The sequence below is a fragment of the Hyphomicrobium sp. genome, from assembly GCF_036262015.1.
In the GTDB taxonomy this organism is placed as follows: Bacteria; Pseudomonadota; Alphaproteobacteria; order Rhizobiales; family Hyphomicrobiaceae; genus Hyphomicrobium_C.
In genome coordinates, this window is record NZ_DATAJR010000011.1 from 107495 (window position 1) to 128544 (window position 21050).

At 61.6% G+C, this 21050-nt stretch carries 20 protein-coding genes; 5 read left to right on the forward strand and 15 right to left on the reverse strand.

What is annotated here, in order from left to right:
• Nucleotides 1-5: 5 nt before the first annotated feature.
• Nucleotides 6-1010: an NAD(P)H-quinone oxidoreductase gene (locus VHO05_RS19895; protein WP_329648376.1), complete on the reverse strand. Its 1005-nt coding sequence runs from the start codon at nucleotides 1008-1010 to the stop codon at nucleotides 6-8.
• A gap of 138 nt (nucleotides 1011-1148) precedes the next feature.
• On the opposite strand from VHO05_RS19895, the gene VHO05_RS19900 reads away from it, so the two are divergent.
• The 3 genes from VHO05_RS19900 to VHO05_RS19910 all read left to right on the forward strand — a co-directional run bounded on the left by VHO05_RS19900 (nucleotide 1149) and on the right by VHO05_RS19910 (nucleotide 3754).
• Entirely contained in the window at nucleotides 1149-1346 is a 198-nt protein-coding gene (locus tag VHO05_RS19900; protein WP_329648377.1) for a DUF1192 domain-containing protein, read from the forward strand.
• Between the two features lie 180 nt (nucleotides 1347-1526).
• The gene (locus VHO05_RS19905) at nucleotides 1527-2807 is read left to right on the forward strand and encodes a hemolysin family protein (protein ID WP_329648378.1); all 1281 of its coding nucleotides are present in this window, start codon (nucleotides 1527-1529) and stop codon (nucleotides 2805-2807) included.
• 380 nt (nucleotides 2808-3187) lie between these two features.
• Nucleotides 3188-3754 (forward strand): DUF1465 family protein, encoded by a 567-nt coding sequence (locus VHO05_RS19910; RefSeq protein ID WP_329648379.1) that lies wholly within the window; start codon nucleotides 3188-3190, stop codon nucleotides 3752-3754.
• Nucleotides 3755-3859: 105 nt separating this feature from the next.
• Here VHO05_RS19910 and rpmE read toward each other — a convergent pair whose 3' ends face one another.
• Nucleotides 3860-4090 (reverse strand): 50S ribosomal protein L31, encoded by a 231-nt coding sequence (gene rpmE / locus VHO05_RS19915; RefSeq protein WP_329648380.1) that lies wholly within the window; start codon nucleotides 4088-4090, stop codon nucleotides 3860-3862.
• 412 nt (nucleotides 4091-4502) lie between these two features.
• Here rpmE and VHO05_RS19920 point away from each other — a divergent pair, with 412 nt between their 5' ends.
• Nucleotides 4503-6341: an ABC transporter transmembrane domain-containing protein gene (locus VHO05_RS19920; RefSeq protein WP_329648381.1), complete on the forward strand. Its 1839-nt coding sequence runs from the start codon at nucleotides 4503-4505 to the stop codon at nucleotides 6339-6341.
• 27 nt (nucleotides 6342-6368) lie between these two features.
• Here VHO05_RS19920 and VHO05_RS19925 read toward each other — a convergent pair whose 3' ends face one another.
• From VHO05_RS19925 to yajC, 6 genes are all read right to left on the reverse strand, one after another.
• Entirely contained in the window at nucleotides 6369-8576 is a 2208-nt protein-coding gene (locus tag VHO05_RS19925) for a hypothetical protein (protein WP_329648382.1), read from the reverse strand.
• Nucleotides 8577-8619: 43 nt separating this feature from the next.
• Nucleotides 8620-9450: a squalene/phytoene synthase family protein gene (locus VHO05_RS19930; RefSeq protein WP_329648383.1), complete on the reverse strand. Its 831-nt coding sequence runs from the start codon at nucleotides 9448-9450 to the stop codon at nucleotides 8620-8622.
• 9 nt (nucleotides 9451-9459) lie between these two features.
• Nucleotides 9460-9834 carry an Mth938-like domain-containing protein gene (locus tag VHO05_RS19935; RefSeq protein WP_329648384.1) on the reverse strand — a complete coding sequence of 125 codons (375 nt, stop codon included), beginning with the start codon at nucleotides 9832-9834 and terminating at the stop codon, nucleotides 9460-9462.
• Between the two features lie 18 nt (nucleotides 9835-9852).
• Nucleotides 9853-10818, reverse strand: coding sequence for a protein translocase subunit SecF (secF, locus tag VHO05_RS19940; protein WP_329648385.1), 966 nt, complete (start codon nucleotides 10816-10818; stop codon nucleotides 9853-9855).
• A 15-nt stretch (nucleotides 10819-10833) separates the two neighbouring features.
• A complete protein-coding gene (secD, locus tag VHO05_RS19945) occupies nucleotides 10834-12462 on the reverse strand; it encodes a protein translocase subunit SecD (RefSeq protein WP_329648386.1) in 1629 nt (542 codons plus the stop codon).
• 73 nt (nucleotides 12463-12535) lie between these two features.
• Nucleotides 12536-12880, reverse strand: coding sequence for a preprotein translocase subunit YajC (yajC, locus tag VHO05_RS19950; protein ID WP_329648387.1), 345 nt, complete (start codon nucleotides 12878-12880; stop codon nucleotides 12536-12538).
• A gap of 284 nt (nucleotides 12881-13164) precedes the next feature.
• On the opposite strand from yajC, the gene VHO05_RS19955 reads away from it, so the two are divergent.
• Nucleotides 13165-14043, forward strand: a complete 879-nt coding sequence (locus tag VHO05_RS19955) for an ATP-binding protein (RefSeq protein WP_329648388.1) — start codon at nucleotides 13165-13167, stop codon at nucleotides 14041-14043.
• A 58-nt stretch (nucleotides 14044-14101) separates the two neighbouring features.
• Here the strand turns inward: VHO05_RS19955 and VHO05_RS19960 are convergent, their stop codons facing one another.
• The 7 genes from VHO05_RS19960 to VHO05_RS19990 form a co-directional block, all read right to left on the reverse strand.
• Nucleotides 14102-15661 (reverse strand): peptidoglycan DD-metalloendopeptidase family protein, encoded by a 1560-nt coding sequence (locus VHO05_RS19960; RefSeq protein ID WP_329648389.1) that lies wholly within the window; start codon nucleotides 15659-15661, stop codon nucleotides 14102-14104.
• 294 nt (nucleotides 15662-15955) lie between these two features.
• Entirely contained in the window at nucleotides 15956-16750 is a 795-nt protein-coding gene (gene surE, locus VHO05_RS19965) for a 5'/3'-nucleotidase SurE (protein ID WP_329648390.1), read from the reverse strand.
• 6 nt (nucleotides 16751-16756) lie between these two features.
• A complete protein-coding gene (serS, locus tag VHO05_RS19970; RefSeq protein WP_329648391.1) occupies nucleotides 16757-18040 on the reverse strand; it encodes a serine--tRNA ligase in 1284 nt (427 codons plus the stop codon).
• 78 nt (nucleotides 18041-18118) lie between these two features.
• Nucleotides 18119-18934 (reverse strand): twin-arginine translocase subunit TatC, encoded by an 816-nt coding sequence (tatC, locus tag VHO05_RS19975; protein WP_329648392.1) that lies wholly within the window; start codon nucleotides 18932-18934, stop codon nucleotides 18119-18121.
• The gene (tatB, locus tag VHO05_RS19980; RefSeq protein WP_329648393.1) at nucleotides 18934-19404 is read right to left on the reverse strand and encodes a Sec-independent protein translocase protein TatB; all 471 of its coding nucleotides are present in this window, start codon (nucleotides 19402-19404) and stop codon (nucleotides 18934-18936) included. The genes tatC and tatB overlap by 1 nt, the downstream gene beginning before the upstream one ends.
• 74 nt (nucleotides 19405-19478) lie before the next feature.
• Entirely contained in the window at nucleotides 19479-19694 is a 216-nt protein-coding gene (tatA, locus tag VHO05_RS19985; protein ID WP_329648394.1) for a twin-arginine translocase TatA/TatE family subunit, read from the reverse strand.
• Nucleotides 19695-19833: 139 nt separating this feature from the next.
• A complete protein-coding gene (locus VHO05_RS19990) occupies nucleotides 19834-20991 on the reverse strand; it encodes an ABC transporter ATP-binding protein (RefSeq protein ID WP_329648395.1) in 1158 nt (385 codons plus the stop codon).
• Nucleotides 20992-21050: the final 59 nt, after the last annotated feature.

Sequence of the window (21050 nt, forward strand, 5' to 3'; positions counted from 1 at the left end):
TGCGCTTAGTTGCCCACCGTAAGAACGATCTTGCCGATGTGCTGGCTCGTTTCCATGCGCGCGTGCGCGTCCCCGGCCTTGAGCAAGGGATAGGTGCTGTCGATCGGTACTTTGACTTTTCCGCTCTCGATCAAAGGCAGGACGTTTGCTTCGACGGCCCGCGCGATTGTGCCTTTGACCTCGGTCGGCCGGATGCGCAACGTCGACCCGGTCAGCGTCAGACGCTTCAGCATCACGCGCATCATGTCGACAGTGACCTTCGAGCCCGACTGGTACCCAATGTTGACCAGCCGCCCATCATCGGCGAGCGAGCGAATATTGCGATCGACATAGTCACCGCCAACCATGTCGAGAATGACATCAACGCCCCGCCCTTCCGTTAGCGCCTTCACGACTTCGACGAAGTCCTCCTGCGTATAGTCGACCGCGCGCGTCGCACCCAGCGCAACGCAAGCCTCGCACTTCTTCGCCGATCCTGCCGTGGTGATCACTTTGGCGCCGAAAGCCGCCGCGAGCTGAATCGCCGTGACGCCGATCCCGCTGGAGCCGCCGTGCACAAGAAACCACTCGCCGCTCTTCAGCGCGCCGCGTTCGAACACATTGTGCCAGACGGTGAAGAAGGTCTCCGGGATCGCCGCGGCTTCGACCATCGAGACATTCTGTGGCACCGGCAGCGTCGCCGGCTCCTCGGCGAGCGCGTACTCGGCATAGCCACCGCCGTTCAGCAGCGCCATGACGCGGTCCCCAACTTTGAAACGCATCGCGCCGCTGCCGACGGCAGCGATCGTGCCGGACACCTCGAGACCCGGCAGCTCCGAGTGCCCCTTCGGTGCTGGGTAGAGCCCCTTGCGCTGAAGAACGTCCGGACGGTTAACGCCCGCCGCTTCCACCTTGATCATAACTTGGCCTGCACCCGGCGCAGGCACCGGGCGTTGCTCGGCGACGAGCACCTCGGGCCCACCTTTGCCTTGAATGGCAATGGCAGTCATCGTTGCCGGCAGCGCGTTCATCTAAGGCTCCTCGAAGAATCCGGATGAACGCCAATACCCCGAGCAAGCCGGCAGGCACAAGCCGCGCAATCGGCGCGGGACTTGAGCTGCAGCCACGGAGATGACACCTTCGTCCCAAACCGATGGAGAAACGCCGCCATGGACTGGGACGACGAAAAACCCAAGCCGCCGAAAGTCGCAAGCATTGGCGAGAACCTGGAAACACACTCGGTAGCGGAGTTGGAGGCGCGGATTTCCGCGTTCACCGCAGAAATCGAACGCGTCAAAACCGAACTTGCCCGCAAGCGCGCCCACGAAAGCGCTGCTGCCGCGCTGTTCAAGAAGGCTGGTGACTGACGAAGCGCCCAAAAAGCGGTCTCACGCTTCCGCAAAGCCCCTACATTGACCCGGGAAGGGCACGCAGCTAGCATCCCGCTCCCCGAAACTTTGGAGTGGCCACAACGCAAACGTGCGTTCGGAACGCAAATTCTTTAGCTCCGAAAAGTCGCACGAACGGCGAAGCCGGCCGCAAACACCTTGACCGAACTCCTCATCGTTCTCGCTCTTATCCTCATCAACGGACTTTTTGCGTTGTCGGAGCTGGCCGTCGTGTCTGCCCGCCAGCCACGGCTCAAAGCCATGGCCGCCTCCGGTCGGGCGGGCGCCCACAGCGCCCTCGCGCTTTCGGCGAATCCCGGCAAATTCCTGTCCGCTGTCCAGATCGGCATCACGCTGGTCGGGATCATCAACGGTGCCTACTCAGGCGAAACTTTCGGCGACTACGCCTCATCCGCGCTACGCGATACAGGTTTGCCTGACAGTGTGGCAACGCCGCTCGGCTATGGCACGGTGATTGTCGTCATCACCTACCTCTCGGTGATCGCCGGCGAGCTGGTGCCGAAAACCCTCGCCTTGCGCAATGCCGAAGTCATTGCCTGCCTTGTCGCGCCGGCGATGACGGCTTTCTCTGCCATGGCCCGTCCTGTCGTGTGGCTGCTCGATGCCTCGACGCGGCTCGTGTTCCGCCTCCTCGGCCAATCAGAACCCAGCGAGAACGCGGTCTCCGACGAAGAAATCAACATCCTCATTTCGGAAGCCGAAGCGGCGGGCGTTCTCGAAACGCACGAGCGCGAAATGATTTCCGGCGTCATGCGCCTCGGCGACCGCACGGTCATCGGTCTGATGACGCCGCGGACTGACGTCGAATGGATCGACATTGCGACCACCGACGAAGAGATCAAGACACAGCTCATCGAGACGCCGCACTCGTTGATTCCTGTCGGCGAAGGCAGCGTCGACGCCCTGATCGGCGTCGTTCGCGCACGCGAGATCCTCTCCGGGATCCTCGCCGGGGAGCCGCTCGATATCCGCAAGTACGTCCACAAAGTGCCGATCATTCCGGAAACCATGGATGCGCTGGATGCGCTCGGCATCCTGCGTGAGGCGGACGTACCGATCGCCCTCATTCATGATGAGTATGGACATTTTGAGGGCTTGGTCACGCCGGCCGACGTTCTGGAAGCGATCGTCGGCGCCTTCAAGTCGGAGGGAGAGGATCCGAACGCAGTCCAGCGTGCCAACGGGTCCTGGCTCCTCGCGGGGTCCATGCCGGCCGACGAAATGGGCGCCCAGCTCGGTATTGTCCTGCCTGAGAAGCGGAGTTACGCGACCGTAGCCGGGTTCGTGCTGGCTCACCTCCAGCATATCCCCAAGACCGGGGAAATCATCGACATCAACAACTGGCGCTTTGAAATTGTCGACCTCGATGGGCGGCGCATCGACAAGGTGCTCGCATCGCGCACCCAATCCCTTCCCTAACGTTCGAGTTCGCCCGCACCGTCCCGGCTGTCCCAACTTGGCGCATTGTGTTCACGATGATCCCGCTCGCAAACGTGAACGCGGCATCGATTCGAAATCGCCATTCGTTAAGCCTTCGTTAGGGATCGAGGCGTAAAGTCATCCGCATCCAGACATCTGGATCCTGGGGTGGTGCCTAGCCACCCTGTTTGACGCCTCCCTGTTGACTTCCGAGCCGCCGCGAGGCGGCTCATTTTTTTCGGCGCGGGTCTTGCACAGATGTCTGTGTGACTTCCGCGCGTCGCGTTGTCCCCTTCTTGGCCAACTTTCTTAACCCTGGCCTCTTAGGATCAATCGATGCTATGATGACTAAACAGTAGGCGTTTGTGTCGAAGCGTATCATGAGCAATAGTTCAAGCGTAGAAAGCCTGTTCGCAGGCAAGGGCGAAACGGTCTCTTTCGGAGAGCGTTTTCAAGCTTCCGAGCAGTTCGATCGCGTCTTTTCCGAGGGCATGGCCCTCGTCGAGCGGTCGGCCGCCTATCTCGACGGCGATGGACGCCGCGAGTCCAAAGGTCTTCCGAGTCAAGTTACCGTTCTTTATGCGACAGAGAGCATGCGTCTCACGACACGGCTTCTCGAGCTTGCCTCTTGGTTGTTGATCCGCCGCGCCTTGAAGGAAGGCGAGATCACCACACAAGAAGCCGAAGCCAAGCGGGCCCGCGTCAAGCTGCAAACGCTCGGACGTCCCGCTCACACCAAGGGATTTGAGGAGCTTCCGAAAGGACTGCGCGAATTGATCGAAGCGAGCTTTATGCTCCACGATCGAATTGTTCAGCTTGATCGCGCAATGATCCCGCAAGCCGTCGACGCCAGCGCTAACACATCGGCCATCAATCCGGTCGCCAATCAGATCAGCACGCTGGAGCGCGCATTTTCGAGCGGCTTGCGCCGCGCCGCATCGCGCTGAGTAGTTCCTAGTCCACCCAACAAAAAAGCCCGGCATTCAGCCGGGCTTTTTTGCTTTCAGTAATCGATGGGCGGATGGACCTAGAGCGCAACCGCCCAACTACGATTACTCCTTGATGAAGCCTTCGAACTTCTTCTTGAAGCGCGACAGACGGCCACCACGGTCCATCAGGCGCTGATCGCCGCCCGTCCAAGCGGGATGCGATGTGGGGTCGATGTCGAGATGCAGCTCGTCACCTTCCTTGCCGTAGGTCGAGTAAGTGACAAACTGCGTGCCATCGGTCATCTTGACCGTGATCTGGTGATAGTCGGGATGCAGTTCGGCGTCTTTTTTCATGACCGGTGCTCGTTTATTGAGGGGCCGAGGGTCCAAAGCTGCACGAAACAATGCACAGCACGCCCCGAGAGCGGCGGGATGCCGGCACGGCACGACCCCGAATTTCTGGATGCGCTTCTATAATCGAGATGCCCCAGCCGCACAAGCGTCGAAAAAACGCGCCCTTGCGGTAACTTACCGGGGGCAAAGCCGCCAAATGCGGCGTTAGCGCTCGCCTCCCGTGATTAAAACGCGGCATTCCGCGCCATAAGGCCGGTTGACGTTGACGCAGGGGCCGGATGTCAAGCATGGTCCGGAAGATATTAGCCCCGAACGGGTGCTATTAAGTAAGGGATTGAGCGTGTTCGCCCGTTCGTCCCAAGTAGGAAGCAAAGCGGACGCTCTAGGGAAGCCCAACGCGAAAGACCAAGTCTTGAATTCGACTGAAAATACGCCCGCGCCAGCAAACAAAGAGGCTGCGAGCCCCCTATCGTCAGACGGCCAGGACGCCGCCTCGGGACGGCGCTCGCTGCGCCCCCTTCTTGCGCTCAAGCCTTACCTCCTGCGCTATCCTGCACAGCTAGCAGGCGCAGCCGTAGCGCTTGTGGTTTCGGCGATGGCCATGTTGGCCGTGCCGATGGCGGTACGCCGGATCATCGACCACGGTTTTGGCGCCCACGATAGCGCGATGATCAATCAGTATTTCATGATGATGATCGTCATCGGCTTCATACTTGCGGTCGCAAGTGCCTCCCGCTTCTACCTCGTCAACTGGATGGGCGAACGCGTTGTTGCCGATCTCCGCGCCGACGTTTTCGCCCACCTTGCCCGTCTCGGTCCCGATTTCTACGAACGGACGCATTCCGGCGAAGTGATGAGCCGTCTGACCGCCGACACGACCCAGGTCAAAGCAGTCGCGGGATCGGCCATATCCCAAGCCCTTCGCAATCTCATCATGCTTGTCGGCGCGCTGACGATGATGATCATCACCAGCCCGAGCCTCTCGCTTCTGGTTCTGATCGCCATTCCCGTCATCGTGCTGCCGTTGATCGGCTACGGCCGCGTTGTCCGCCGCCTATCGCGGCGCGCGCAGGACACCCTTGCGGAAGCCTCAGCCTACGCAGCCGAAAACCTCGCCGCCGTGCGCACGATGCAGGCTTTCGGTCACGAGGACGCAGTGGCCAAACGGTTCGCGAGCGCTGTTGAGCGCTCGTTCTCCGCCGCGCGCGAGCGCATGCTGGCACGCGCGGGCCTCACAGGTCTCGTCATTCTTCTCGTCGTATCGAGCATCGTTGCTGTGCTGTGGCACGGCTCCGCGTCCGTGATCAGCGGCGAAATCACCGGCGGGCGCCTCAGCCAGTTCGTCATCTACGCAGTGTTGGCTGCCGCTGCGCTCGGCGAGCTTTCGGAGGTGTGGGGTGAGACGACGCAAGCCGCAGGCGCCGCCGAACGCATCACCGAATTTTTGACGATAGAGCCCGAGATCAAATCGCCTGCGAACCCGATGCCCTTGCCGAAACCCGTCAAAGGCGAGATCGAGTTCCGCACCGTTCGTTTCGGATATGCAGCGCGACCGGGCGTCTCGGCCCTCGACAACGTCTCGTTCCGGGTTTCACCCGGTGAGCGCGTCGCCCTCGTTGGCCCGTCCGGTGCCGGCAAATCTACGATCCTCAACTTGATCCTGCGCTTCTACGATCCGACGAGTGGAAAGATCCTCATCGACGGCATCGATATCGCAACCGTCGCACTGGACGAGTTGCGCGCAACGACCGCTCTCGTGCCCCAGGAAGTCGCCCTCTTTGCCGATACTGTCGCCGAGAATATCCGTTACGGCACGCCGAATGCCTCCGAGACTGACATCATCCGCGCGGCAACAGCCGCACAAGCCGACGGCTTTATCCGCGCTCTTCCGCAAGGCTACAATACGCGGCTCGGTGAACGCGGCGTATCACTCTCGGGCGGCCAGCGCCAACGCATAGCCATTGCGCGCGCAATCTTGAAGAACGCCCCAATCTTGCTGCTGGATGAGGCGACCAGCGCCCTCGACACCGAAAGCGAAGTGGCCGTGCAGCGCGCCCTCGAAAGCCTCACCAAAGGCCGAACGACGATCGTGGTCGCACATCGCCTATCGACGGTCCAGAATGCCGACCGCATCCTGGTGCTCGACAACGGGCGCATCGTCGAAAGCGGTACACACCGCGAGTTGATCCAGCGCAGCGGACTCTATGCCCGGCTGTCCGAATTGCAGTTCGGCAGCGAAGCGGCAGAGTGATTTCCGGATACCACTCGCTAGCTTAGCTCACGGCGTCTCGGTATCCGGGGTCGCTACGGCCGCGGACTGCTGGCCGTGCCGCTGCAGTACGGCGCGCGCGCGCAGAACGACGGAATCCGCAATCGCCGCATGGCCTTCTGCCGTGGGATGGAAGGCCCCCGAATAGGTCGATGCGAGCAGAACCTGGAACCACGAGAAGCTTTGCAGCTTGAGCACCTTCTGCACCACCGAGCCAGCCACATGGAAGTTGCCGGTGAGAAACGCGTCGTTCGGCGTGCGGAACCACCTGAGACGCGCGGCATAGGGTTCGTAATGCGCGGGGTTGTACGGTTTCCAAACACCGTCGTGTCGCCGCGGTAGCCGGAGATCGTCGACCAGTGGCCCAAGGCCATTCGTATGTCCCGCGCACAGCCCGCGCCCGACGAATGTCTTGCGATGATCCTCGGCAAACGTCCAGCCATGCAGCTCGGCGCTCTTCTTCATGATCTGATCGAGCTTGTCGGCGAGCCATGAGCTCGAAAGCGCGGCCTTCTGCGTGATCTTGAACTCGCTGAACACCTCCATGCCAGCCGAGCCGTCGCGGCACATGTTGCCTTGGTCGTCGAGCAGCGCGAACGGCGGATAGGAAGTGAGGATGACGCGATCGCTCTCGTCCCACGGCACATGGAGAATGCCATGAATAGCGCGGTTCATGGCCTTGTAGCGCTGATCGAGACGCGTCAGCAGCTCCTGGCTTTCCTTGTTGCCGTGCACCTGGCCGAACCAACCGCCGAGGTTGCGCACAAGTGATTCATCGGACAGTACCGCGTTCGCCACGAGACGCGCGAAACCGATGTCATTGCCGCCAACCGACAAGAGAACCAGATCGATCTTGCGCGCCTGGTTGGGCGGACACTTCGAAAGAGTAAGACCACCCTGCAGCTCCGGGATGATCCCGTTCATGTGATAGGCTTCGGGCATGTCCACGACGGGAGCATCCCGCTTGCCGCATTGCGCATCCGCTGCCGCGGAGATCTGCGAGAGGTCCGGGGGATTGGGCACCCACTCGTTGCCCTTGTAGCGCAGGAACAGGCCCCACGTGACCTCGGCACCCGAGCAGGCGAACCCCGCAAACGTCACGGCCCGATGTGGATCTTCGACGGCAAGCTCGAGCGCGGCGCGCACCTGATACGAGTAGAGCGACCGGTGGCAAGCCTGATCGAGCCAGCGAGCGTTGCCTTCGACGAAGGCGTCATCCCCCACCTGCTTCCACGGACCGGCGCGCGCCGGATATCCTGTGAGATCGTCGGCCCCGCCGCCCTTGCCGTATTCTACCGTGCGCTCGGGCGAGAACCGCACCGGCACGTCTGGATTGCCTTCGCCGGAACCGAAGCTGTCGCCGATCCCGACGACGAAAATGTCTCGCACCTTGATCTCGGTCGACGCGACCGTGATGCCGCCAACCTCGACGCGCACACCGATCCCCGCGGGATAAGGTGCGGAGAATGTCATCGGTTCCCCACAGGGGCGGGTCACGGCGCTCTCAGCGCCAGGACTGGGGCCAAGCTCGGATGTGATCCATCGGCAATCGACGTTCGGCTCGGTCATGCCCTTGAGCGAGACGATGACCCGATGGCGATCCGGATTCACGTAGTCACTCTTGTCCGGACAAACGTGGCGATTGCGCCGGCCTGCCCAGCAGGTCTTGCGATACATGGTCTCCGCCCATCCGGCTTCGTGGCGCCGCGCGAGCGCGTGTTCGCTCGCAAGCACCGGTGCGGCCTCCCGTTGCTCGGGTGAAAGCGACAGGTACGTAGCGCGATGGACCTCGGTATCTTTGGCGTCAGCGAAGAAGCGGAAAGGATTTTCGACGCGCCAATCGATCTCCACAGACGTGAGCGGCAAGAGCCCGTCAATCCCGGGAGCAGCAGGCTGCGCCGTGTCCGGCAAAGCGTCTTGCGGAAAGGGCTGAGAAGGATCCGGCGGCGCTTGCGGGAACGTGCGGGGCGCAAGCAACGGATCGATCGCGTCGCCAACTGACGCGCGCGGGGTCGTCTGCGGAAATTGAGGCACTGCCGGTTGGGGCTCAACGCCTGGCTGCGCGGGCTCACCCTCGTACTGGCGAAAGCCGTCCGGCGTTTCTTGATCGATAGGCGGCAGCGGCGTACCGACAGACTGCGCCGCCGCAATGCCAACCATCATCGCGCACGACGCGATGAAGGAGACGAAGAGGTGCCGTGCGTAAAACCGAACCATTCGAGCAGGATCCCGATGATTGCTTTCGCGGCCGGAGCCGAAGCTACACACGTCCGCGCCAATGAGCGAACCACAGTCTCATGACACGTGAAAGTGGAGAAATATCAGCAGCGTCGCGCAAAACGTCTCGCTTGGGCTTGAGCACCGCCTTCAAATAAGGCTCAACCAGACAAAGCGGCAAAAATGCGGAGAATGCGCCTCTCGCCAGGTTCTGCTGCCCTGCCCGAAAAGTGGCCAGCTCCTGTATGGCGCCGTCCGCGAGCAACTCGGATAGCCTCCGCGCCGCTGCAGAAGCCTCTACAGGGCCCAAAGAGCGCGGATCTCCAGCTTGCTCTATGAAGTCGACCGGGAGTGGAAGGCGCCCGTGTGCAACGTGCTGCGGAAGCGTAAGCGCGAGACGCGTAAGAGCCAGTGCACGTCCCGCCGGCTCGATGGACGGCTCGGCAGAATTGTTTCCGTCATCTTCAGCTATGGCAAGTGCAAGGCGAATAGCCGCGCCGTCCGTCTCTTGCGCATACTGCGACAGTTCCGGGACGTCTGAAATACCATCCTCATAAAGCTCGCGGGAATAGCCCTCTATCGGAGCCAGTACAAGATCGCTGGAAAGGGACTTCCGTTCCGCGAGCGCAAGTACGGCGTCTGCCACGGGATGCCCGCTCGTTGCGCCAGAAGAAAGCGCATCCCGCCACCACTGGAACTTGATCTCACCGACTTCCGCCTGCCGCGTGCTCAACGGAATACGGGCCAGTTCTCCAAGGTAGGCCGCAAGAACGACGAGATCCTGTTGAGCATCGGCCGGCGCCAGCAGCGCCGACAGGTAGCGGTCTCGGCCATGAGTGCGCGCCGCTTCCAGTACAGGTGTTGCCTCATCCATCTCGTCCCCCTAGTCGACAGCGATCAACGCTGCCGCAATGGGACGGCCTTCGGCAAGGAGGATGTTGTAGGTCCGCGCTGCCGCACCGGTATCCATGATCTCAAGCCACAGGCCGGCTTCTTCCAAAGCCGCTCGCACGTCTTTCGACGGCCGGGCCAGGGCTCGACCTGTCCCCAGGATCAGGAAGTTGATCGTTCCGGCAAGGGGCAGCACATCGGCCAGCGCCGCGCGATCGAGAGCCTCGAGCGACGCAACCGGCCATTCCCAAATTCCCGACGGCAAACACAGGATGGAGCCACGATGGCTCATCCCTCCGAAGCGAAAGCCGCCGTTGCCGTACGCCTCGATTGAGACCTGCTGGGGAAGATGTGCACGCGCGGCCACGGGTCGCCGTACGCCGGACTAGGGGCGCACGGCTGCGCCGCCCGCCCCTGCCTTCGCCGGCTCGTCGCTCCAGTCGCGCTTGATGCCGAGGTAATCGATCAAAGGTGCCGAGATGAAGATCGACGAGTACGTGCCGATCAAAACACCGAACAGCATCGCGAACGTGAAGTTCTGAATCACATCACCGCCAAGGAAAAACAGCGCAAGCAGCACGGCGATCGTCGTCACACCGGTCAAAATTGTGCGCGAAAGCGTCTCGTTGATCGAGAGGTTCAACAGCTCGGTTAACGGCATCTTCTTGTACTTGCGCAAATTCTCACGGATGCGGTCGGCGACGACCACGGAGTCGTTGACCGAGTACCCGAGAATAGTGAGCAGCGCCGCGACAATCGAAAGATCGAAGGCCAACTGAAACAGCGAGAAGATGCCGGCGGTCACAAGCACGTCGTGGAAGAGCCCTATCACGACACCCGCTGAGAATTGCCACTCGAACCGGAACCAAACGTAGAGAACGATGGCCGCAATCGAGGCAAGAACGGCGATCAGGCCCGTCGTCCTAAGCTCACTGGACACCGCTGGCCCGACGACCTCGATACGCCGCTGCTCATATTTATCACCCAGAGTACTGAGAACCTTATTCGCGGCGTCCTGCTGCGCCTCTTCTTCTCCAGGCTGCTGTTCGACACGGATCAATACGTCGGCATCGGAACCGAAGCTCTGAATCTGCACTTCGCCTACGCCCAGCGCATCGAGCTGCTCGCGCATTGCAGAGATGTCCGCCGAACCCGACTTGGCGCGCACTTCGATCAGCGAGCCGCCCTTGAAATCGACGCCGTAGTTGAAGCCCTTGACCATGATGATGCCGAGCGACAGCAGCATCATTACGATTGAGAGGCCAACGCAAAGGTTCTTGTACTTCATGAACGGCAGCATCGTGCCGTGCGGGAAGAAGTCGTGACCCTTGAAGTCGGGCACTAGGAACATGGGAGCTGCCCTTCCTTAAATCGGAACAGTAATCGCGCGGCCTTTGCCCTTCGCGTTCTTGAGCCACATCGCAACGAGCAAACGCGTAACCGTGACAGCGGCAAAGACCGAGGTGAGAATGCCCAGTGTCAGAGTTACGGCGAAGCCGCGGATCGGACCGGAGCCGAGCCAGAACATGATCACGGCGGCGGCGAGCGTCGTGAGCTGGCTGTCGATGATCGTGACGAAGGCCCGCTGGAAGCCGTTTTCGATGGCCGCAATCGCGGTTCGCCCAGCGCGCAATTCCTCGCGTATGCGCTCATAGATCAGAACGTTGGCGTCCACCGCCATGGCGATGGTGAGCACAAAACCCGCGATGCCCGGCAGCGTGAGCGTGGTGCCGATCATCGACATCAGCGCCAGAATGAGCACGGCGTGAACGAACAGGCCGATGACCGCGTACACGCCGAACGTGCCATAGGCATAAACGGTCAGAAAAACGGTTGCCACCAAGCCGACAATGCCGGCGAGTTTGCCGGACTCAATGCTATCGGCGCCGAGCGACGGACCGACTGTACGCTCTTCCACGATCGTCAGCTTGGCCGGCAGCGCGCCAGAACGAAGCTGAATCGCGAGATTGTTCGCCGACTCGACGGTGAAATTGCCGGAGATCTGGCCGGAGCCGCCGAGAATGGCCTCGCGGATCACAGGCGCCGAGATCACCTTGTCGTCGAGAACAATCGCAAACGGCTCGCCGACATGATTTTTCGAGAAGTTGCCGAACTTGCGCGCGCCCGACTGGTTGAAGCGAAAGCTGATGATCGGCGCGTTCGTCTGGTGGTCGAAGCCCGGCTGCGCGTCGACGAGATCGTCGCCCTGCACGACCGGCGTTTCAGCCAGAACGTAGGCCGACTGGTAACCTTCTTCCTTCTCGTCCGCGTCATAGATGCGGTAACCCATCGGCGGACGCGAAGCTTTGGCTTCCTCCACTGAAATCGACGGGTGCACGGCGTGGAAGGACAGCTTTGCTGTCTTGCCGATCAGCTCCTTGAGCTGCTTGGTGTCGGACAAGCCAGGATACTGCACGAGAACGCGGTCGCGTCCCTGCTGCACGACCGTGGACTCCGCCGTGCCCATCGCGTTGACGCGACGATTGATCGTTTCGATCGATGCAGCCGCAGCATGCGAAAGCCGCTCTTGAATGCCGAACGAGGTCGGACGCATCAGGACGAGCCCCGGTTCGGCTCCCTTCTCGATTTCGCTGTCGCTGCCGCTGGTTCCCAGGAGGGGATTGCCGATCGGCTGTACAAGCTTCTTGAGCTCGGTGATCGCTCGATCGGTATCCTCCGGCTTCACCAGCCGCACTTGCACCGCATCGCCCGCGACGCCGATGCCCGAGAAACCAATCTTCGCGTCTCGCAAGGTCTTGCGCGCATCCTCGCGAAGGTTGTTCAGCCAATCGGTCTTGAGTTCCTTCTCGTCGAGCGCGAGCAACAGATGTGCACCGCCCTGAAGGTCGAGCCCCAACGGCATCTGCCGCTTCGGCAGCCAGCTCGGCCAGCTCGCCAGCGTTTCCTTCGACACGAAGTTGGGTAGCGCGAACAAGAAGCCGACGAAGATCGTTCCAACGATTGCGAAGATCTTCCAGCGCTCGAAATGCAACATGTCGGAGCGAACCCCTCCAGAAGGTTTCCTTGAGAAGACGCGCCGTTTCCAGCACGCCTTCCAGATGCGTGGCTTATTTCGTGACGGTGGCGTCCTTAACCGGCTCGCTCTTGGAGCGAACGTCGAGCAGCGTGCTCTTGAGGACCCGAACCTTCATTGTGTCAGTGAGATCGACTTCAATCTCATCCGAGTTTTCTGGCACGCGCGACACCTTACCGATGAAGCCGCCGGACGTGACGACTGTGTCACCGCGGCGTACCCGCTCGATCATTTCCTTGTGCTGCTTCTGACGCTGGTTCTGCGGACGGATGACGAGGAAATAGAAAATCAGCACCATTAGCAGCATGGGAATGAGCAAACCGCTGAACGGATCTGACATCGGGCTGCCTGACTGTGCGTAGGCCGAAGAAATAAACATGGGAAACAGGTCCTCGTCGGAGCGTCTGATAGGGTGCGATAACGCAAATCGCGGCCAGCCTCGACGGAGGAAAACTCCGCAAGCTCGTCCGCCTGAGATCGGCCGCGACTATAGTGCCCGGGCAACGCTTTGCAACCCTTGGAGAACGGGACGGAAACGTTGCTCCAGCGCAATCTGGCCCCCTCCGCCTCTACTGAGGTATAGAGGCGTCGAACGACGCCGGAGGCCGGTCCACGCTAGGATGCCCCACCGGAAACCGTCAGAAAATCAAGGCCAAGCCGATTATGAGCAACGACACTGATCTCTCCGCCCGCCTGGACCGCATCGCCGCCGCCCTGGAACGGCTCGCAGCTCCGCCACCGCCAGTCGCGGATTTCGAAACAGCCGATGCGTTCGTTTGGCACGCGGCAACCTTGTCGTTCCAGGCCGTTCCCGCTGTAAACCGCGTGCCCCGCGTACTTCTCAAAGCCGTCGAGGGCTCGGCACGCCAGCTGCTCGACAACACGCGACGCTTCGCGAAAGGCCTTCCGGCCAACAACGCGCTGCTATGGGGCGCGCGCGGCATGGGCAAATCGAGCCTTGTGAAGGCTGTCCACGCCGAAGTGCAAGAGCAGCTTACCAAAGCAGACAGCAAGTTGGGGTTGAAGCTCATCGAGATCCATCGCGAGGATATCGCTACGCTTCCGGCATGCCTTACGACGCTGCGTGCCTCTCCCCATCGCTTCATCGTGTTCTGCGACGACCTCTCGTTCGATCGCGACGATACAAGTTACAAGTCCCTCAAGGCCGTGCTTGAGGGCGGGATCGAGGGACGCCCCGCCAACGTGCTCTTTTACGCGACGTCGAACCGTCGCCATCTGATGCCGCGTGAGATGGTCGACAACGAGCGTTCGACGGCCATCAATCCATCGGAAGCCATCGAGGAAAAGGTGTCGCTCTCGGATCGCTTCGGCCTGTGGCTCGGCTTTCACAACTGCAGCCAGGAGGACTATCTCTCCATGGTGCAGGGCTACGCGGACTATTTCGATCTGCCGATCTCGCGCGAAAACCTCGTCCGTGAAGCGCTCGAATGGAGCATCACGCGCGGCGGACGCTCGGGCCGTGTTGCGTGGCAGTTCACTCAGGATCTTGCCGGCCGCCTCGGTAAGTCTCTCCCGATCTAAAAAATACGGGGCGCAGCAACCGCTGCGCCCCGCCGACCGCATTCAAATTTCGTAGATCCTAGAGGCGTTCCATGAACGGAGTCGGATCGACCGGCTTCTGGCCTTGGCGCACCTCGAAATGCACCTGAGGCTGATCAACCTGTCCCGTACGGCCTGCCTTCGCGATGACCTGGCCGCGCTTGATCTGATCGCCCCGCTTCACGAGGATCTCGTCGGCATGCGCGTATGCAGTCACCCAACCGTTGTCGTGACGAACCAGCACGAGATTGCCGTAACCCTTGAGCTCATCGCCCGCATAGGCCACGACGCCGCTCTCTGCCGCGTGGATATCGGTGCCCATAGGAGCAGCCAGGTTCACGCCATCGTTATGCGTGCCGTCCGGACGCGGTCCGAAACCGCTGATAATCTTGCCTGCAACCGGCCAGCGCAAACGCGATCCTGCGACCGAGCCCGAAACCTGAGCATTCGATGGCGAGACGGCATCGTTGGCCGAGCCTGGTGTCTCTGCTTTGGCAACGCGCTCGGGGGCCGCGGTGCCATTGCCGTTGAGCAAGGTCGGCTGCTGCGGCGTGGATGGTGCCGCCGATGCGGATGAAGCAGGCGGCGGCGTCACCTCGCCAAGGCGAACTTCACCCGGCGTCGGTGTCGGAGTTTGCTGAGCCAACTCGCGCTCGGGTGCCGCATAGGCGGGCGGCGGCGAGGCGCTTGCGACCGGTGCCGACGTCTCATTGCCGGGCAGCTTCAGAGTCGTGCCGGGCTTCACCTTCCGTGAGTCCGCGATACCGTTGTAGCGCTCGAGATCGGCGAGCTTCACGCCGTTCTGACGCGCAATGGCGTAAAGGGAATCGCCCTGCCGCACGGTGTACGTGCGGTTCCACTCGGACGGAGCCTCGACGGCAGCCTGTACGGGCGCAGCGGGAGTGGCCTCGTAGCTCTCACGCGGCGGCCGAGCAGTGACACTGGCGGAAGCCGACGTCGAGCTGGGTGCCGGGAGACGAAGCTGCTGGCCCGGATGCAGACCGTTGGACGTTAGGCCATTTGCCGACTTGAGCGCGTTGACCGAAACGCCGTGACGCCGCGACAGGCTATAGAGGGTATCGCCGGGGCGCACTTCGACCGTTTCGCCTGAAGCGGTGGCAGGCGCAGGCGGAGCAACGGCATAGCCACCTGGGCTGCCGCCCGAATAGCTATTGGGAGAGCTGTTCGCAGCCGGATAGCCGCCCTGAGGCGGAGCGTAGGCAGGCTGCTGCTGCGCGGCGCTGTAGCTCGGCTGACGCTGCTGACCGTAGCTGTTGTTGTAGGACGGCGGCTGTTGCTCCGGACGGAGCGCCGCCGTCGTGAGCGGAGCTTGGGGTGTCGGAGGCAAATCGGAGCGCGCGACATCGTTGCCGCGCGGCGCAGGCCGATCGTAACCCGCCGAGCCATACTCCGAGTTGTAGGGGCGGCCGCTTGTCCCGGACGAAGCATATCCGGAGCGAGCGCCCTCGGGGCTGCCGAGATCGAAGCGCGCAACATCCGCGCTGCAGCCCGCCAATACTGCGGTGGAGGCAAAGATCGAAACGACCTTTGCGCGCTCGACGCCGCGAATTAGATGACATTTACGCAAGGAACTTAACATGCCACACACCCTGACTACCCTCTCCAGGTAACCCTTAACGAGTTAAGAGAACCTTAACGGGGGCGCGAATCGCGATTCGAATCGCACGGGGATGGCAACGAAGGCAGCCCGGCCGCATGCCGATTAACCGGACCCCGCACACTGTCCACTTACGCTCTGATTGTGCTGCGATGACGGAGAAATCTCGGCGACTTGGCGGCCAAGTCAGTCCACGCACAATGATTGAGTGCGCCCAACAGGCAATCCGAAACAACACCGGGTGCACAAGGAAACGCCGACGTTCAGCCCGGACGATCAGCCGGCATCCTTTAGGCGGCGCGTGCTATCGAGCGAGAGCCTGTCGGCCAACGCTTCGCGCATCGTTTCGTCCGTCAGGTTGAGGTGAAGCGGCGTCACAGAGATGAAGCCGTCTGCAATAGCGCGAAGATCCGAGCCTTGCGGCGGGTCAGAACGGCGCCGCTCGAAGCCAACCCAGAAATAGGGATCGCCCCAAGTATCACTGCGCTCCTGAATGTGGAGTCCACCCTGGTCGCGGCGGCCCTGCCGTGTCGGCACGATCCCGCGTACATCGCCAGGCGCGAGATCGGGATAGTTGACGTTCATCAGCGTCATCGCTGGCCACTCTGTGGCCAGAAGCTGCTCGACGATGCGCGGGCCGTATTCCAGCGGTGTTTTCCAGTGCTGCTTGCCTTCGGGATCGAACCCAATCGTGAGGCTCATGGCGATGGAACGCACACCAAGCAGCGTTCCCTCCATCGCGCCCGCGATCGTACCCGAGTACGTCACGTCTTCTGCAAGGTTCGCCCCGTGATTGACACCGGACAGCACGAGATCCGGCGCCTTGTCCTTCAGCACGTGCTTGATGCCCATGATCACGCAGTCGGCAGGCGTACCGCGCACCGCGAAAGCGCGCTCGCCAACTTCACGATAACGCAGCGGCACCTGCAGCGTCAGCGCGTGCGAGGCGCCGCTTTGGTTCATCTCCGGCGCAACGATCCACACGTCGTCGGACAACGACTTCGCGATCTGATGCAACACGGAAAGACCGTGTGCCCCCGCTCCGTCGTCATTTGTCACCAGGATGCGCATCTTGAATTAGCCAGCTTTCTCAATTTTCGTCAGGCCGCCCATGTAAGGCTGCAAGGCCTCGGGTATTATGACGGACCCGTCGGCCTGTTGATAGTTTTCGAGCACGGCGACCAGCGTGCGTCCGACGGCCAGCCCCGATCCGTTCAGAGTATGGACGAAACGCACGTCCTTCGCGCCCTTGCTGCGGAAGCGCGCGCCCATACGCCGCGCCTGGAAATCCCCGCACACCGAGCAGGACGAAATCTCACGGTAGGCATCCTGCCCGGGCAGCCAGACCTCGATGTCGTAAGTTTTCTGCGAGGCAAAGCCCATGTCGCCCGTGCACAGCAGCATTGTGCGATAGGGCAGCCCGAGGCGTTTCAAGACTTCCTCCGCGCAGCTCGTCATGCGCTCGTGCTCGGCGAGGCTCTCTTCCGGCGTTGTGATCGAAACCAGCTCGACCTTCGAAAACTGATGCTGGCGGATCATGCCGCGCGTGTCGCGGCCGGCGGCCCCCGCTTCCGACCGGAAGCACGGCGTCCAGGCCGTCATGCGCATCGGCAGCTCGGCTTCGTCCAGAATGCGGTCGCGCACAATGTTCGTCAGCGACACTTCCGCCGTCGGGATCAGCCAATACCCGTTCGTCGTCTGGAACAGGTCCTCGGCGAACTTCGGCAGGTTGCCGGTGCCATAGGCGGCATCGTCGCGAACGAGAAGCGGCGGATTGGTTTCGGTATATCCGAACATGCCCGTGTGCAGATCGAGCATGAAAGACCCGAGCGCTCGGTCGAGGCGTGACAGCGCACCTTTGAGGAACACGAAGCGCGCACCCGACACCTTGCCCGCCGTCTCGAAATCCATGAGGCCGAGGCCTTCACCAATCTCGAAATGCTGCTTGGGCGCGAAGTCGAATTCGCGCGGCGTGCCGACGCGACGCACTTCTTTGTTGCCGGTCTCGTCCTTGCCGAGCGGAACATCCTCACGCGGCGTGTTCGGGATAACCGACAGCGCGTCCTGCTGCACCTTGTCGAGGTGCCGCTCCTCATCTTCGCCCGTGGCGATGACGTCCTTGAGCGCGGCCACCTCCGCCATCAGCTTAGAGGCCAGCGCTTCGTCCTTGGCGCCCTTGGCCTTCCCGATCTCTTTCGAGGCGGCGTTCCGGCGCGCCTGCGCCTCCTGCAGCTTCACGAGGTTGGCGCGGCGCTCCTCGTCGATCTTGATCAGCGAAGCCGATTGAGGCTCGAGCCCACGGTTTTTCAGCCCGGCGTCGAAAGCGTCGGCGTTGTCTCTGATCCACTTGATGTCAAACACAGGGATAGTCCTCGGTGGGCGTCGTTTGAGTTGCCCTGTCCTATAAGACCCCGCGCGGCCGAGGTCCAGGCAACCCGCTTACTCCGCAGCGTTGTCCCGCGCTGCTTGCGCCGCAGCCTGCTGTTTCTCGACCCAGGCCACGGCCCAAATCGAAAATTCGTAAAGCAGCGCCGTCGGAAGCGCCATGATGACCATGCTGAGAGCGTCCGGCGGCGTTAGGATCGCCGCAACGGCGAAAATACCGACGATTGCGAAACGCCGCGCACTCCTGAGAGAGGTCGACGTCACGACGCCCGCCCTCGCCAGCAGCGTCAGCACAACCGGCAGCTGGAAGCAAAGCCCAAAGCCGAAGATCAGCGTCATGATCAGCGACAGATATTCCGAGACCTTCGGCATCAGCTCGATCGTCGCCGGCCCGCTCGCGCTTGCCGAATGCGCGAGCCCGATGGAGAACTTGATCAGGATCGGCATCGCGACGAAGTAGACGACGGCAGCGCCCAGCAGGAAGAACACCGGCGTCGCGATCAGATACGGCAAAAATGCTTGGCGCTCGTTCTTGTAGAGCCCGGGCGCAACAAATTTATAGACCTGCGCCGCCACAACCGGGAACGACAGGAACGCCGCCCCGAACATGGCAAGCTTCAAGTGTGTGAAAATTTGCTCGAGGAAGTGCGTGGCAATCAGCCGAACATGATCGCTGCCCGACGCCCAAACGTAAGGCCACACCAGCACGTCGTAGATGTGCCGGGCGATCGTGAAGCACAGAATGAACATCACAAAGAAAGCGCCGACGGCGTAAATGAGCCGTTGGCGTAGCTCGACCAAATGATCGAGCAGGGGCGCTTTCGATGCGTCGATGTCCTCTTGGCCAGGACGCGGCAAACTCTCTTGCATTAAACCGACCCCGGCGAAGTAGAGGGAGGCGCCTTGTCAGGCGTTTCGGCCTCGCCCGAAGCGGCAGACACGTCATTGCCGGAACTGTTTGCGGCCGGCGGAAGTATCGAGGGAGCTGGCTCAGCCGCAGATGCCTCGGGCGCCGCAGGTTCCGACGCTGACGGCAAAGGAGCTGGCCCCGCGTCGAGATCGACTTTCGCGGCATTTTTCGCGGTGTCGATCGATCGCGTCGCCTCGTCGAGCGATGACTTCACGCCGTCGCTCATTGCGCGCATTTCTTTCTGGATTTGATCCATTTCGGCTTCGCGCATGGCCTGTTCGAATACCGCACGGAATTCGTTGGCCTGCCGCCGTACGACCCCGGCGTATTTGCCAAGCTGGCCGAGAAAACGCGGCAACTCCTTCGGCCCCACGAATATCAACGTGACGATGCCGAGGATGAGAAGCTCGCTCCAACTGACGTCAAACATCGGAACGTCCAGCCTAGATCAGGGCGCGCGACACCGCGGCTGGGAAATGAAAACCAAGCCGGCGAGCCTTCGCGTCAGCCCGCTTTTGTTTTATCGCGCTCGGCAGCATCCCGAGCGGCGTTGTCGATGACCTTCGGATCACCGGGGATCGGGTCTTCCTCACTGAGCCCCTTCTTGAAGCTCTTGATACCCTTGGCCACGTCGCCCATCAGGTCGGAGATCTTGTTACGGCCGAACAAGAGCACAACGACGACCAGCAGCAGCAAAAGATGGGTCGCACTCAACCCCATAGAGAGGCCTCCTCTTGGCCAGATCTGCGCAGATATTTTAGATCCGCGCATCGCGCGTAAGCTGAGGCACTATTGCAGAAACCCCTACTTGTCGCAAGCGCGGCCCAGACCGGGGAGCTAGGGATTAATAATATGAAATTCAAGATGTTTTGACGCCGTTCGACGGAAAGATCAGAACCTGCTCGGGGTCGATATGAAGTCGCACCTCGCTTCCCTTTCCGATCTGAAGGCCCGCCGCCGTCCGCACGTTGAGCGGTTGGTCGAAGCCCTGGACCCCGACTTCGTAACGCACGGCGTCGCCAAGAAACTTTGCATCGCGCACACGCCCCATGAGGCCCGTCGCGCTCCCGTAACCACCGTTGCTCGGCGCCGAAACCAGGCCTACGCCACGCTCCCGAATGCAGAGGATGGCGGACGCCCCGTTGTCCAGCCCCGGGGCGGCGACCACGCCGAACGGGGTTACAATTCGGCCAGCATCGACACGGGCTTCGATCTCATTGATCTCCGAAAAGAGCCGCGCGACAAAAAGCTCTGCCGGCCGCTGATAAAGATCCTCGGCCCGCCCCGTCTGGACCAGCTTCCCTGCGCGCATAACCACGATGCGATCCCCGAGACGCATCGCCTCTTCCGGGTGATGCGTGACGATGACTGAGGTCGCGCGCGTCTCCCGGATCAGCGCAAGTGTCTCCTGCTGCATGGCATCGCGGAGCTGCACGTCGAGACCCGAAAACGGTTCGTCCATGAGCATGACTGCGGGACGTGGCACGATGGCACGCGCCAGCGCTATGCGTTGTTGCTGCCCGCCCGACAGAATATGCGGGTATTGGTCGGCATAACGCTCGAGCCCTACGCGAGAAAGAATGGCGAGTGCCTCGCGACGCGCATCCTCCCGCGGCAGCGCCTTGAGACCGAAGGCGACGTTCTCCACGATCGTAAGATGCGGGAACAGCGCGAAATCCTGGAACATGAGCCCGACGCCACGGTCCTCGGGTTGCATGAACCTCTGAGATCCGGCGACCTCGAGATCGTTGATCAGGATCCGCCCGCCGGTCGGCCGTTCGATGCCGGCCGTAACACGCAACAACGTAGTTTTGCCGCAACCCGATGGCCCAAGAAGGCAAACCACTTCACCCGGCGCGACGACCAGGGAGAAATGATCGAGTGCGTTTCGCTCTCCGTAGGTTTTGACCACGTTGTCGAACGTGAGCTCAGCGGCAAACGTCGCACCCGCGCGTGCGCGCCGCGGAACGCCTGTAACGGAAGCGCTATCGGATTTTCTGAAAAGCCAGTTCGCCAAGCGGGACAAAACCTCAAGGGCCGGGCCGTCGCGCCCGGGGAATGATCGACTTCGTTCAA